This is a genomic window from Rhodococcus aetherivorans (assembly GCF_025722975.1).
Classification (GTDB): Bacteria; Actinomycetota; Actinomycetes; order Mycobacteriales; family Mycobacteriaceae; genus Rhodococcus; species Rhodococcus aetherivorans.
In genome coordinates this window covers 4,275,428-4,289,268 of record NZ_CP106982.1, presented here as the reverse complement: position 1 = coordinate 4,289,268, position 13,841 = coordinate 4,275,428, and the positions used below count along the sequence as shown (strand labels likewise).

Annotated in this window: 11 protein-coding genes; 7 read left to right on the top strand and 4 right to left on the bottom strand. The window is 69.0% G+C overall.

All coding sequences use genetic code 11. The features are described from left to right. Positions 1–57 precede the first annotated feature (57 nt). From OCS65_RS19430 to OCS65_RS19415, 4 genes are all read right to left on the bottom strand, one after another. A complete protein-coding gene (locus OCS65_RS19430; protein WP_263507433.1) occupies positions 58–2,673 on the bottom strand; it encodes a phospholipase D-like domain-containing protein in 2,616 nt (871 codons plus the stop codon). After that, positions 2,670–4,190, bottom strand: coding sequence for a hypothetical protein (locus tag OCS65_RS19425; protein WP_263507432.1), 1,521 nt, complete (start codon positions 4,188–4,190; stop codon positions 2,670–2,672). The genes OCS65_RS19430 and OCS65_RS19425 overlap by 4 nt, the downstream gene beginning before the upstream one ends. A 286-nt stretch (positions 4,191–4,476) precedes the next feature. Next, entirely contained in the window at positions 4,477–4,884 is a 408-nt protein-coding gene (locus tag OCS65_RS19420; protein WP_263507431.1) for a DUF4352 domain-containing protein, read from the bottom strand. A 380-nt stretch (positions 4,885–5,264) separates the two neighbouring features. Further along, positions 5,265–5,804, bottom strand: coding sequence for a DUF4352 domain-containing protein (locus OCS65_RS19415; protein WP_263507430.1), 540 nt, complete (start codon positions 5,802–5,804; stop codon positions 5,265–5,267). A gap of 497 nt (positions 5,805–6,301) precedes the next feature. On the opposite strand from OCS65_RS19415, the gene OCS65_RS19410 reads away from it, so the two are divergent. From OCS65_RS19410 to OCS65_RS19380, 7 genes are all read left to right on the top strand, one after another. Further along, positions 6,302–6,433 (top strand): hypothetical protein, encoded by a 132-nt coding sequence (locus OCS65_RS19410; protein WP_263507429.1) that lies wholly within the window; start codon positions 6,302–6,304, stop codon positions 6,431–6,433. Positions 6,434–6,667: 234 nt separating this feature from the next. Beyond that, a complete protein-coding gene (locus OCS65_RS19405; RefSeq protein WP_263507428.1) occupies positions 6,668–7,720 on the top strand; it encodes a LacI family DNA-binding transcriptional regulator in 1,053 nt (350 codons plus the stop codon). Between the two features lie 127 nt (positions 7,721–7,847). Continuing rightward, on the top strand, positions 7,848–8,933 hold the full coding sequence (rutA, locus tag OCS65_RS19400) for a pyrimidine utilization protein A (RefSeq protein WP_017680428.1): 1,086 nt from the start codon (positions 7,848–7,850) through the stop codon (positions 8,931–8,933). A 73-nt stretch (positions 8,934–9,006) separates the two neighbouring features. Continuing rightward, positions 9,007–9,975, top strand: coding sequence for a carbon-nitrogen hydrolase family protein (locus tag OCS65_RS19395; protein ID WP_263507427.1), 969 nt, complete (start codon positions 9,007–9,009; stop codon positions 9,973–9,975). Continuing rightward, positions 9,972–11,624: an amidase gene (locus OCS65_RS19390; RefSeq protein WP_263507426.1), complete on the top strand. Its 1,653-nt coding sequence runs from the start codon at positions 9,972–9,974 to the stop codon at positions 11,622–11,624. Before OCS65_RS19395 ends, OCS65_RS19390 begins: the two co-directional genes overlap by 4 nt. After that, positions 11,617–13,110 carry an MFS transporter gene (locus OCS65_RS19385; RefSeq protein ID WP_263507425.1) on the top strand — a complete coding sequence of 498 codons (1,494 nt, stop codon included), beginning with the start codon at positions 11,617–11,619 and terminating at the stop codon, positions 13,108–13,110. Before OCS65_RS19390 ends, OCS65_RS19385 begins: the two co-directional genes overlap by 8 nt. Next, positions 13,107–13,745, top strand: a complete 639-nt coding sequence (locus tag OCS65_RS19380) for an isochorismatase family protein (RefSeq protein WP_263507424.1) — start codon at positions 13,107–13,109, stop codon at positions 13,743–13,745. Before OCS65_RS19385 ends, OCS65_RS19380 begins: the two co-directional genes overlap by 4 nt. Positions 13,746–13,841: the final 96 nt, after the last annotated feature.

The following is a 13,841-nucleotide window of genomic DNA, read 5'->3' as shown; positions in this document are numbered from 1 at the left end:
CGGGCGCCGATCGCGCGGGGGATCCGGTGCGGTCATCAGATTTCGGATTCGGGTCGGTCAGCCCCATCGGCGAACGGCTTCAATAAGCTGGGCAAGGTCGATACCCAGAGCATCTGCTACCGAGATCACGTCTGGGTTCGGCGTCCCCAGCGGGATTCGCTTTCGAGACGAAGGCAGCCCGTCGGCGCCTGTCAGAAGAGACATCGGGGTACTCACGGACGACGGCATCGTCATCACGTGCCACATCGCGGGCGTCCGCTCACCCATCACCAACGTCGCACCGACGCGCAGCACCGCACACGCCTTTCCCGTACCTGCAACGATCACCGCACACGGGTCACCCACGATTGTTGCGATGCGAGCAGCGACCTTGCGAACAGCGCCGCTGTTGGCCTCACCGATCCACACGCCGTCACGGAACTGTGCCGTCAAGCCGGCCGCGTCGAGCGTCGCACGTGTCTCCGCGTGCGGATCGGCCGCCGCCTCGACAGCCAGTTCGATCAACGAATCGATGGTGACTTTGTCCGCCACCCGCGCATAGCTCTGCGACGGCACGTACAGATAGTCGTCGATGATCTCGGTGCGCGCCGACGGTAGCCAGACGCGCAGCCTTTTCCACGTCGACCGCCACAGGACGTCCTCGGGATATCCCCCGTCCATCTTCGTGTCCTGCCCCAGCAGCGCCAAGCCCACCGCGATCATCGAGCTCGTGTAGGTCAGCGCGGTGTCGGGAACCTTCTCGTCATCGCGGTCTCGCGGCGGCAGCGATGTCAGGACGTCGGCAAGGGCCCAACGCCACTCCTCGTCGTCGGGTCCCCACACTCCGGCAGCGAGCAGATCGATGTAGATCCGGGTCACCCCCATACGCAGTTCCAGGGGAGGCCGTCGGTGTTCGGCGACCACCGCGCTGCGCAGTCGTTCCGAGCGAGTGCGCCACGCCGCGCGTTGATCGGGATCGATCACCGGCGGCTGCTGGTCGTTGCCGGCGTCGGCGATCGGGTCGACGTCCTCGTCGTTCTCGTCGTCGGTGATGTCGGTGACCGGTTCGGTGTCGTCGATGGTCCACTGCACCGCCGTGTCCGTTTCCGGTCGGCTCGCCGGCGTCGCCTTGGGGAAGATCAGCCCGGCGAACGTCGGGCCGAGGGCGCGCTGCACGCTGTCCAACCACGCACCCCATCGGTCGTCCGCGCGCTCGGTCTCGTGCGGAGACCGGGCCGGTGGCACCGGCGTCGGGGTCGCGGCGCGGTGCTGGCCGATCGTCTTCATCAACCGCAGCAGATCGTTGCTCAGCCGGTCCGCCAGTTCGGGGTCGTTGATGAAATCGTCGATGTCGTAGTCGCGGGAGAGGCGCGGACCGCCATCGTCGACCTGCCGGGGTAGGCACCGGGCGACGTCGGTCAGGAAGGCGACGGAGGTCACGTACTCGTCGGGTTCTGCGATCCGAGCGCGGACCGCTCCACCGGTGCTTTCGTCGGCCCGGAAGACGGTCTCGACTCGACCGGGGATGTGCGCATCGATGACGTCGACGCGCCGCCACGATCCCGGCGCGCCGGTCGGTGACATCTCGACCGTGATCGATCCTGCTGCCGCAGTATGCAGTTCGACGAGGATCGCGTCGTCCTGCCACCGGGCGCCGAGCAGCGTGAGTGGCACTCGGTTACGGGATTCGGGGTGGGAGGGCATGGTCGACCGTGTCCGCATACCGTCCGCGGCGGCGGTGCCCACTCCGTCCGGCAGGAGCGTGTGCTCGACCGGATGGACTGCCACCAGCTCACAGTTGCCGCCTTGGAGGGTCGATGTCAGCAGGGCAGCGCGGCTGAGGTTCGCGCTGCCGACCAGCGCAGTGGTCGCCGCGCTGTCCTGCCATTCCACGAGCTTGCCGTGGCTGGTGCGGGTCTCGTCGAGGAATCGGAACTCGACGCTTGGTACGGCCGCAGTGGCATCTACCAGCGTCGCACCGTTGTACCAGGACACCGTCTCCTGCAGCGCGACGACGACGTGTTCCGGGGTCATTTGCGCGGTCAGTGCGGCGACCGCGGCGGAGGCCGGGTCGAAGAACGGCGCGGACAGGTGCAGGGAACGCATCCGCGTCTGGGGGAGTCGTTCGATGATCGGCCGGTGGAGGTTTCCCACGATGGACAGCTCGGGCAACGAGTCGTCGACCTGCTCCGGGGTGATCGACTCTGCGAGGACGTGCAGGGTATCGGCAATCCAGGACGGCATCGACACCACCGAGGGCAGGGTGCGCAGCCACTCGGCGAGATCGACCAAGGCCGCCGGTCCGACGGTTCGCGGGGAGCGGATCACCAACCACAGTTCGTCGTTGTGACCCCATCCGGAGGTGGTGGGATTCCCCGATCCGATCGCCACCCAGACGTCATCGTCTCCGACGAGCACCGCAAGCTTGGGGTGAAACGCGCCGCGGCAGCCGACGTTGCCCTGCTGGTAGGTCCGGCCGGCGTAGCGGACGTCCGCGGCGTCGTGCACCGGCTGGTGAGCGTCGGAGAGCACCGTCACCCGGGCACCGAGGGCACGGGCGATCGGCACGCAGTGCCGCTCGATGAACACCAGATCCAGGGTGTACCCGGTGATCAGGACCTCCCGGAGCGGACCGTTGTCCCATTCGTGCAGCAAGGTCAGTGGCGAATGCAGCCCGAACCGTGCCCGGGTCATCGCGGCAGCTCCAGCAGGGTTGCCGCCCGCTCGGTGGTCACCACGCGCTCACCGGCGGTGTCGAAGAGCCCGAGCTGGGTGCCGAGTCCACCGAGTTGCTCGAGGCGCAACCCCACGTTTCCGGATCCCTCACGATTGTCGGCGAAGTATCGGCCGTTGCGCTCGTGCAGCTTGGTGGGCAATTTCATGCGTCCGTTTCCGTCGATGTGCATCTTCAGCAGTGCGACACGGTGGGATTGGGCGAGCATGTCGTCGACCAGGGTGCACGCGAAGTCCGACAGCGGCCGGTGGAGGTGCTCGCGCCGCTGATGGGCCACCCACCGCGGGTCCAGATACCGTCCTCGTCCCGCGTGGCCGCGAAACGCCTGCTGGGTGACGCCGGTGAGCTGGTCGTCTCGCAGGGACCCGAGCAGGAGTACACCGAGGTCGGCTTCTATCGGCTCGCGCAGCTCCCGAAGCCGTACCTCGGCCGGGGCAGGGTGACCGTGTGCGTCGAACGGGTCGGGGCAGCCCCTCAGAAACATCTCGACGGTGTCGTCGGTGGTCGAGCCCCGGATCCACTCGTGCAGGTCCTGGCGTGCCACCGGTACTCCTGCGGCGACGACCTGGTCGACGAGCGCCGACCACAGGCGCCGCCACGCACCGACCGAGTGGTGCCGCAGCAGCAGGCCCCGCCAGGTCTGTGCGCGTTTTCCCTCCATGGCGAGAACGGGATCGCCGTCGAGGGCGGAGCCATAGGCCACGGCGTTGAAAAACCGGTCCGTCCACCCCTTACCGCTCGGCTGCAGCTGCACCGCTCGTGCCAGAATCCGGAACGTCGACCGTCTCGTGCGATCGTTGGCGGTCCACACGGTCTGTGTCCCACCGGATTCGGTGGCGGTCATGACCGCGCGCAGGGGCGCGACGTCCGCGGAATCGGGAAGCACGCGGGTGAGGTCGATCAAGTCCGCTGCGTCGTCGACGGTCACCGGCCGGTCGGCAACCAGATCGAGGAAGGGCCGGAACATGGCCTTCACCGAGTCGGGAGTTGCGCGCGGGCCCCGGCGGAGAGCTTCACGGTCTGTCGAGGCGATCCCCAACGTCACGACCGGGCCCTTGTACTGGGACCAGAACCCCCACACCCGCGGCGAATACGAACCCTCGCCGACATCGGCAAGACACTCAGCCGACCTGGTGAGCAGCCGAGTCCGGACGGTGTCGGCGCCGTGCATATCGCCGGGGCCGTCCAGTCCGCCGGTACCGGTGTCGACCAGTGATGCCAATGCCAGCGCAACCTCGGCGCGCCGCAGCACGGTCCGACACGTGAGGGTGTCGAAGTCCTGGTCGTGGGCGTAATCGGCCAGCGCCCAATACAAGCTGTAGTAGCGGCTGTTGCTGGTCATCGTCGACACACCGGGGACGAGAGCGTCGACCAGGTTCATCACCGGTGCCTCGACCCGCAGGGGGAACCGGCTGCCCTTCGTGTCGAGTCCCGGCGCGCACCAAGCGGGCCCCTCGAGTATCGGAGCGCTAATCATGGGTCCGATCATTTCAGTTGTCGGTGATCGGCTCGGCGTTGGATCGGAGGAGGCGGCTCGGCGTCAAGAGCAGCTCGACATGATTGCGCCGATGAACAGTCCTGTGATGCGCCCACCGACGAATTTCGCCACGACCATGAAGACATCCCCGACGGCCCCGGTATGGGTCCCTTCCTCCTCCCTCAGCTTCGTCTCGTATCGAGATTGGGTTGAGCAGTTCATCGCACTTGTTCGGCCGGCGTCGTCAAAAACGAAGAGTGCGACGTAGTGCTCGTTCGCCCGATTGCTATCGGAGCGAGACTTCGACGCCCTCGCTGAATACCGAGTCATGCAGCTCCAGATGGTTCGGGACTGCGCCGCTGAGCTCGTAAGTCAACGCACCTGACACGGATTCCCCGGGATTTAAGGTCTCGTAGTAGATGTCGGACATGGTGCTCACGCTGGGAGCAAACTGCCGGCCTTGGATGTCAACGAGGACCTGCTCTCCGACGTCGACCGTCTTCGGTCGGTCACCGATGTTCGTCACCGTTATCTGAGCGGTGCTGCCGTCGAAAGAGGTGACTACGAATTCGAACTGGCCGTCTCGAACGGGTCTGCCGATGGCGTTGACCGGAGCCGGCGGTTGGGCGGGGGCGAAGGATGCAGTCGGTGTTTCGGGTGTCGGTGACTCTGGTGAGGTGACCTCGGTGCTCACGCTTGCGGTGTCTGTTTCGGTTTCCTGGTTGGCGAAGAAAGTGATAAGTAGTACGACTGCGCTGATTACGAGCAGGGCATTGACAAACCGTCGTCGATCAGTGTCCGGCCTTGAATGTGGCTGTCCGTGCGGTGGTGGCTGTGAGTGTTCCATCTGTTGGTGTCCTTCAGATTCCACCGACCTTTGGCGGCAGCAGCGATGTCCTTGCGGCAGATGTGGGCAACTGGACACGATTCACACTGGGGGATGCCGGCGCGGCACCAGGTCCTCCGAGAGCCACATGCTGGTTTTGCATCGTGTATCAATGTCCCTCCATGCCGGCCGTTGCTTGTTTCTGCGGGGGCGTCCCTAGACCCATGCGGTTCAGCTGGAGCAGTGGATCAGCCGATATTGACGGTGGCGCCGCCGGAGAACATCGAGTCGTGCAGCTCGACGGTCTTGGGCTGGGCGTCGGGGGGGATGTCGAAGACGACGATCACCGACGCGGTGTTGCCGGGGTTGATGTCGCCGATGGTGAAGTTGTCGTTCGCGTAGATTTCTGCTTCGGTGTCGTTGTTGAACTCACGCCCCTGGACGCCGATGAGCTTCTGGTTGGATCCGAAGTAGGACTGGGCCTTGTCCCCGATGTTCTTCACGTCCACGTGCACGAACACGAACTGTCCTTGTGGAACCTTGTTCGCATAGGGGTTGTCGCCGGCCTGGGTGGTACCGGTCTCGACATCGGTGACGGTAAAGGCAAACTTGCCGTCGCGGACCTCGTTGCCGATCCCCGCGGGGGCTGCGCCCGCGTCCAGGGAGCTGCCTCCGGAGTTCTCACTGTTCTCCCCGGTGCTATTGCTCCCGGTGGGGCTGCTGCCGGTGCTGGTGGACTCGTCGCCTCCGCCGCTCGTCGCAACCGCGATGATGACGAAGAACGCCACGATGGCTCCCAGGATCCACGGCCACTTCTTGCGCCTTTTCGGTGTCTGCGTCTGAGGCGCCCCGTACTGCGGCGGATATTGGCCGCCCTGCGGAGGCTGCTGACTGTACGGCGGTTGCGGAGGCTGAGTCATCGGGGCCCCGTTCTAAGCGGTTTGCTTCTCGCCCTTTCTTTCGATGTGGGCTTGCCGGTTTGTTACAGGCATTGACCGGATGGATCTCGTCGAAGTGAGACGCCGGTTGGCCGATCTGGCTTGCTACGTCCGCGCCCGAGGCGAAGTTCTCGGTGGGCATCGGCCCCAGAAATCAGGCTCCGCTCGTCGAATGGACCGAGCGCCTGGTGGCAGTGCTGCTCCACGATGAGCTGGCCACGAGTCCGGTTTCACAAGGACTGGGACGTCAAGGTCGGCTGGGAGGACCAAGCCGAGCGTCTTGAGGTGGCACCGCTGCTCCGCGCCGTCTTCGCAGCCGGAATGGATAGGCACCCGGTGCGCAGAACATGCCGGGCCTGGGCGATATTGCCGCCGGCAATCGCGGCGACGGCGCTGGCGAGGATGTCAGCCTTGTCCTTCGGCGCATCGTCGGGGTATCCGCGAAAAGGCTGGAGCTGTCCGCAGGGATCGACACGTGACCGCTCCTAGAACCACCCGGTTGGGGCATCGACCCTAGTCGGCATCGGTCCACCTGATCGGTGGCGGGCGGGTTCCCCACCGTCGAGCGCCAAGTCTGTGGGTGCGACCGCGGCAACCGAGATCGTTCCTCCGCGGCGACCCAGGGCAGCCGATCGGCGTGGATTGCCGTTCGCTGTTGCTAAAGGGTGCAAGCGTGCGCGCCGGGAGGGGCAATGCGCACCTAGAATCCGTTCGTGGGCAACAAGTCGGTCACCAGCTACGACGTCGCGCGCGCCGCGGGCGTGTCGCAGTCGACGGTGTCCCGTGCCCTCCGGGGCGACCCGCGCGTCATCGAGGAGACCCGCGAGCGCATCCAGGCGCTGGCGAAGGAGATGGGCTACGTCCCGCACATCACGGCGCGGAGCCTGATCACCCGGCGGTCGTCGTCGATCGCGGTGGTCAGTGGTGACCTGCGGAATCCGTCGTATCCGACGCTGGTGAACACGCTCCAGGACCGGTTCGCGCAGCACGACTACCGGGTGCTGCTGATGAGTGACCGGACCGAGGGGTCGTTGGAGAAGGACATCCTGGCGCTGCGCGGCGGGCTGGTGGACGGGGTCGTGTTCATCTCGGCGCGGCTGGACTCGCCCATCGTGTCGGAGATGATCGACTGGAAGATCCCGCTGGTGATCCTCAACCGCGACGTCGACGGCAGCCAGGCCGGCCGGGTGGACCGGGTCACGTCGGACAACGTCGGCGGGGGCCGGCTCGTCGCCGACCACCTGGTCGAGCTGGGGCATCGGCGCATCGGGCTGATCTCCGGCCCGCTGGAGAACCCAAGCGTGAAGCTGCGCGAGGCAGGCTTCCGGGAGGGGCTCGACAAGCACGGCCATCCGCTGGACGAGACGCTCGTGCACCGTGGCGCGGTGGACGCGAAGACCGGCTACGAGGGCGGCATGGAGCTGCTGAGCCGGCCGGACCGGCCGACGGCGGTGTTCTGCGCGACGGACTACATGGCCTACGGCACCCTCGACGCCACCAAGCGCCTGGGCCTGCTCGTGCCCGACGACGTGTCGATCGTCGGCTACAACGACCTCGACGCGTCGGGCTGGTCGATGTTCGACCTGACGACGGTGCGCCAGCCGCTCGAGGACATGGCCTCGGCCGCCGCCGAACTGCTGCTCGCGCGGATCGACGGCGCGGCGGGTGCGCCGGTGCACCGGAACTTCGCCGTGGAATGGGTGCAGCGGGGGAGTGCGGCCCCCGTCGGTCACCTGGGGCGTGCGGAGTCCGTCAAAGATCGTTAACCGGGGCAACAAGTCCGTTACCCATGAGCTCCGATTCGGCAATAACCCCTGAATACATTCGAAGTCATGGCGAGCAGGGCAATGTTGCCCCACCGCTTCTTCGAATCCCCGCAGCTTCAGGAGCGACATGGAAATCGGCGTCTTCATCCCCATCGGCAACAACGGCTGGCTCATCTCCAAGAGCGCCCCGCAGTACATGCCGTCGTTCGAGCTCAACAAGACGATCGTGCAGAAGGCCGAGAAGCACGGCCTCGACTTCGCCCTGTCGATGATCAAGCTCAAGGGCTTCGGCGGCGAGACCGAGTTCTGGGATCACAACCTCGAGTCGTTCACCCTCATGGCCGGCCTTGCGGCCGTCACCGAGAAGATCAAGCTGTTCGCCTCCACCCCGATCCTCACCCTCCCGCCGGCCATGGTCGCCCGCATGGCGTCGACCATCGACTCGATCGCCCCCGGCCGCTTCGGCGTCAACATCGTGACCGGTTGGGCGCCCAACGAATACACGCAGATGGGCCTATGGCCGGGCGAGGAGTACTTCGGCTACCGCTACCAGCAGGCCACCGAGTACGTGACCGTCATGCGGCAATTGTGGGCCGACGGTGTCAGCAACTTCAAGGGCGAGCACTACACGATGGACGAGTGCGTCCTCTCGCCGAGCCCCACCGGCGGCGCCGTGCCGATCGTCGCGGCCGGACAGTCCAAGAGCGGCATGAAGTTCGCCTCCGAAATGGCCGATTACAACTTCATCATGGGCACGGGCATCAACACGCCCACCGCGATCTCCGACGCCACCGCCACCCTCGTCGAGGCGGCGAACAAGACGGGCCGCGACGTCGGCGCCCTGACGCTGTTCATGATCATCGCCGACGAGACCGACGAAGCGGCACAGGCGAAGTGGCAGGACTACCACGACAACGCCGACCTCGCCGCCCTCGGCTACATGGCCGACCAGTCCGCCGCCGACGCCACCGCCGACGACGCCTCGACCGCCAAGACCATCTCCCTGCCCGAGGGCGCCGTGAACTTCAACATGGGCACCCTCGTCGGCTCGTACGAGACCGTCGCGAAGATGCTCGACGAGGTCGCCGAGATCGAGGGCATCAAGGGCATCATGCTCACCTTCGACGACTTCGTCGAGGGCATCGAGAACTTCGGCACCCGCATCCAGCCGCTGATGAAGAGCCGCACCACCGTTCAGGCCGAAGCCGCCTGACCCCGAGCGGCGGGTGGGGGCGCGTGCACCGATCCGCGCCCCCACCCGCCACCCCACACCCGGAGGTTCCCTCTTGCATCCGCGCACCCTCGACGTCGCGATCGTCCAGGCCGGCGAACTCACCGAGGACCTCCTCGGCAACCTGGCCCGGCTCGCCGCCCTCGTCCGCACCGCCGCCGCACCCGACGCGACCGGCGCCGTCCCCGACCTGGTGGTGCTGCCCGAACTGATCACCACCCCCTACTTCTGCACGAGCCACGACGTGGACCGCACCCCCTGGGCGCAGACCGTCCCCGGCGAGGCCACCACGCTGTTCGGCGACCTCGCCAGCGAACTCGGCTGCGCCATCGCCTTCGGCATGTACGAGCGCACCGCGCACGACGTCACCCACAACTCCGTCGTCCTCGTCGACCCGGCCGGCGAGGTCGTCACCTGGCGCACCCCCGACGGCGGCGCAGTGCCCGCCTACCGCAAGCTCTCGCTGCCCGCGAGCAAGGTCGGCGACGTCGACATCGACGAGAAGTACCACTTCGCACCCGGCCAGGCCCCGGCCACCGCCGACCTGTTCGGCACCCGCTTCGGCTGCGTCGTCTGCTACGACCGCACCTTCCCCGAGAACTGGGCCGTCGCCCGCGCGTTGGGCGCCGAGGTGATGCTCGCGATCGTCTCGTCCCTCGGCACCCGCGAAGACCTGTTCCTCGCCGAGCTGCAGACCCGCGCCCTCGAATCGCAGATGTGGATCGTCGCCGCCAACCGCGCCGGGCCGGAAACCCTCAACGGCGTTACCGTCGACTACTTCGGTCTCTCGTGCGTCATTGCCCCGAACGGCGAGATCGTCGCGCAGGCACCCGCGCACCGGGCGGGGGAGACGCTGCGCTTCACCCTCGACCTCGACGCCGTCCCGGCCGTGCGCGCGGCCTTCCCGCTGGCCCGCGACCGTCGCCCCGACGTGCTGCGCCTGCTCGCTGACCTCACCGCCGGCACCCTCCGGCCCGCGCCGCTGCCCCGGCCGAGCGCCCTGCCGCTGGAGGTGAGCGGGTGACCACCACCGACTACCCCGACCTCACCGCCGCCGCGGCCACCACCGTCGACGACCTGCTGCCCCAGGCCCGCGCCGACATGACGCCCCTGCTCGAGACCTCCCGGCTCGCGCCGCTGCCGCCCGCACCCGACGCACCGGCCGCCGAGCCCGCCCACTCCGTCGCGCTGCTCGCCGCGAGCCCCGTCCCGGCCCCACCCCTTCCCGTCCCGGCCCACCGCGCGCGCACCGACGCGGCCCTGCACGACCTCGGCGTGCTCGACCTGCTCGCCGCCTACGCCGCCGGCACCACCACGCCCACCGCGGTGCTCGCCGCGCTGCGCGCCCGCTGGGCCGACCCGGCCCTCGTGGGCGGGGCGATCCTCGCCGTCGTCCACGGCGCCGACGAGGCCGCCGCCGACTCCACCCGTCGCTGGCGCGACGGCACCGCCCGCCCGCTCGAGGGTGTCTTCTTCGGCGTCAAGGACATCGTCGACGTCGCCGGCGCGCCCGTCACCGCGGGCTCGCACACCACCGGCGACCGCATCGCCGGCACCGACGCGACGGCCGTCGCCCGGCTGCGCGCCGCCGGCGCCATCCCCGTCCTGATCACCGCGACCACCGAATTCGCCTGCGGCGCTCCGCACAACGCCCGCTACGGGGCCGTCACCAACCCGTGGGACCGCAGCCGCTGGACCGGCGGCTCGTCGACCGGCTCGGCCGGCGCCCTCGCCGCGCGCCTCGTCCCGCTCGCCCTCGGCACCGACACCGGCGGCTCGATCCGTGTGCCCAGCGCCCTGTGCAACCTCACCGGCATCAAGCCCACCTACGGGCTCGTCCCGCGCACGGGCGTGGCGTCGCTGTCGTGGACCCTCGATCACATCGGGCCGATGGCGCGCTCCGCCGCCGACCTGCGCGTCGTCCTCGACGTTCTTGCCGGACCCGACGGCCTCGACCCCGCCGCGGCCCCGGATGCGGTGGCGCGGCAGGTGCAGGCCGGCCTCGCGGACCCCGGCACGTCCGGCGCGCCGTCGCTGGCCGGGGTGTGGCTCGGCGTCCCCACCATGTGGTTCACCGAGCTGTGCGACGCGGGCGTGCTGGCCGCGTGGGAGGCGGCGATCGCCGCGCTGCGGGGCCTGGGCGCCGAGGTGGTGCCCGTCGACGTCCCGGACGCCCGCCGCCTGCACGACGACGTCACCATCGTGCTCACCTGCGAGCTTGCCGCCAACCAGGAGGGCGCGCTGGAGCGGTTCGCGCGGTACGACATCGGCACCCAGGTGCGCATCGCGCGCGGGCTGGTGCCGTCGGCGGTGGACTACCTGCGCTCGCTGCGGCGCCGCGCCGGCGCCCAGCGCGCAACGGTGCAGGCGTTCGACGCCGCCGGGATCGACGCGTTCGTCACCCCGGGCATCGGGGCGACGGCCGCGCGGCTGTCGGACGTCACCGTCGAGATCGACGGCGTGCGCCACCCGATGCAGTCGATCGTCGGCCGCAACACCGGTCTGTTCGACTACCTCGGCCTGCCCGCGGTGATGGCGCCGGCCGGTTTCGTCGACGGGCTGCCCGTCGGCGTGCAGATCGTGGGCCGGCCGTGGGCCGACGACACGTGCCTGCGCCTGGCGCAGGCGCTGCAGGCCGTCACCGACGTCCACGAGCGTCGCTCCGATGGATAGCGTTGCCGCACGGCATCATCCGCATCCGTGGCGGGTTTTCGCGGCCACCAGTATCGGCGTGGTCGCGGTGTTCCTCAGCATCAGCGGCCTTACCGTCGCGCTGCCCACCGTCACCCGCGAGCTGGGTGCCTCGGCGGCGCAGTCGACGTGGATCCTGTTGGGCTACATGCTCGTCACCACCGCGCTGATCCTCGTGTTCGGCCGGCTCGCCGACATCGTCGGCCGGCGCCCGTTGTATCTGGCGGGGCTGGCGGTGTTCACGGTCGCGACCGGGCTGTGCATGCTCGCGCCGACCGCCGGGGGGCTGATCGCGGCGCGGGTGCTGCAGGGCGTCGGGGCGGCAGCCGTCGTCACCAACAACACGGCGCTGCTCACCGACACCTTCCCGCCGCACAGCCTGGGCCGGGCCCTCGGCTGGAACGCGACCGTCGCGGCCGTCGCGCAGGTCGTCGGGCCGGTGATCGGCGGTGCCGCGACGGCCGCATTCGGCTGGCGCGGGCTGTTCGTCGTCGTGCTGCCGGTGGGAGTGCTCGCGATCGCGTCGTCGCTGCTGGTGATCCCGCGCGGCACCCGCCGGCGCGTCGAGCGCGAGCCGTTCGACCTGGCGGGGGCCGTGCTGTCGACCGCGTTGCTGACCGCCGTCGTGCTGGCGCTGACACCGGGGGTGACGTCGTCGCCGTGGTTGCCGTGGGCGTGCGGCGCCGCGAGCCTGGTGCTCGGCGCGGTATTCGCGGCGGTGCAGATCCGTCGCACCCACCCCCTGGTGGACCTGACGCTCTTCCGCAACCGCGGCATCGCGCTCGTCCTCGTGGCGGTGCTCGTCAACGCCGTCGCCACCTACGCGGTGACGCTGCTCGTGTCGCTGTACGGGCAGGCAGTGGGCGGGATCTCGGCCGTCGCGGCCGGGTTGCTGGTGATGCCCGTCGCGGTGGGCACCGTCGTCGCGGCCGCCGCCGCGGGCTCGCTCATGCTGCGCTTCACCCCGCGCACGCTGACCGCCACGGGCATGGCGCTCAACGCCGTCGGGCTGCTCGGCGTCACCCTGATGCTCTCGCCCGACGGCGGATCGCTGGGAGCGACGGCGCCGTTCCTGTTCGTCCTCGGCTGCGGCACCGGCCTGTTCATGACCCCGAGCACCAGCGCGCTGATGCTCACCGCGCCCGCGGAACGTCGCGGGATCGCCAACGGGCTGCGCTCGACGCTGCAGAACGTCGGCTACCTGCTCAGCACCGCGCTGGCGCTGGCCGTCGCGACCGTCGGGCTCAGCGCCACCGCGCGGCAGGCCGCGTACGGCGGCACCCTCGGCACGCTCGGCAGCGCCGAGCTCGCGCGGTTCGTCGACAACGTCCGCGCGGTGGGTCTCGCGCTCACCGTCATTGCCGCCGCGGGTGTCGCCGTGTGCCTGGCCTTCCCGCGCCGGCAGGTCACCGCGCCCGCCGCCGTGCGTCCCCTCGAACCCGTCACCACCCTGAAGGACATCGCATGACCCTCGCCGACCGCACCACCCAGGCGGCCGACTACGCCCGCGCCGGCTTCGGGCAGGAACTTCAGCCCGGCACCCGCCCGGCCCTGATCGTCGTCGACCCGGCCCGCGCCTACATCGAACCGGACTGCCCGCTCTACGCCGGGGTGGAGGGGAACGTCGCGGCGATGCGCACGCTGCTCGCCGACGCCCGCGCCGCCGGCATCCCCGTCGTGATCACCGAGGTGCGACTGCGCGCCGACGGCGCCGACGCCGGAGTCTTCTTCAAGAAGTCGGGCACGCTCGTCGCGTTCTGCGAGGGCAGCCCGTACGGGGAGCTCATCGACGGCCTCGAGCCGACGTGCGCCGAGCTGCTCGTGACGAAGAAGTACGCGAGCGCGTTCTTCGGGACGTCCCTGAATTCGTACCTGACGTCGCTCGGGGTGGACACCGTCCTCATCGCCGGCCTGTCCACGAGCGGCTGCGTGCGCGCGACGACCCTCGACGCGATGCAGCACGGCTACATCCCCATCGTCGTGGAAGACGCCGTGGGCGACCGGGATCCGGCCATCCACCACTCGAACCTGTTCGACATGCAGCAGAAGATGGCCGAGGTCTGGCCGCTGACCCGCGCCCAGTCCTACCTCGCCCGTGCGTGATTCCGGTAGTTCTGGCTACCAGAAACGCGCACGGGCGGCGGAGCCGCAGGCAGTTAACACGAACGAACCAACGGTGTTGCCGGCCGCAACACGGCA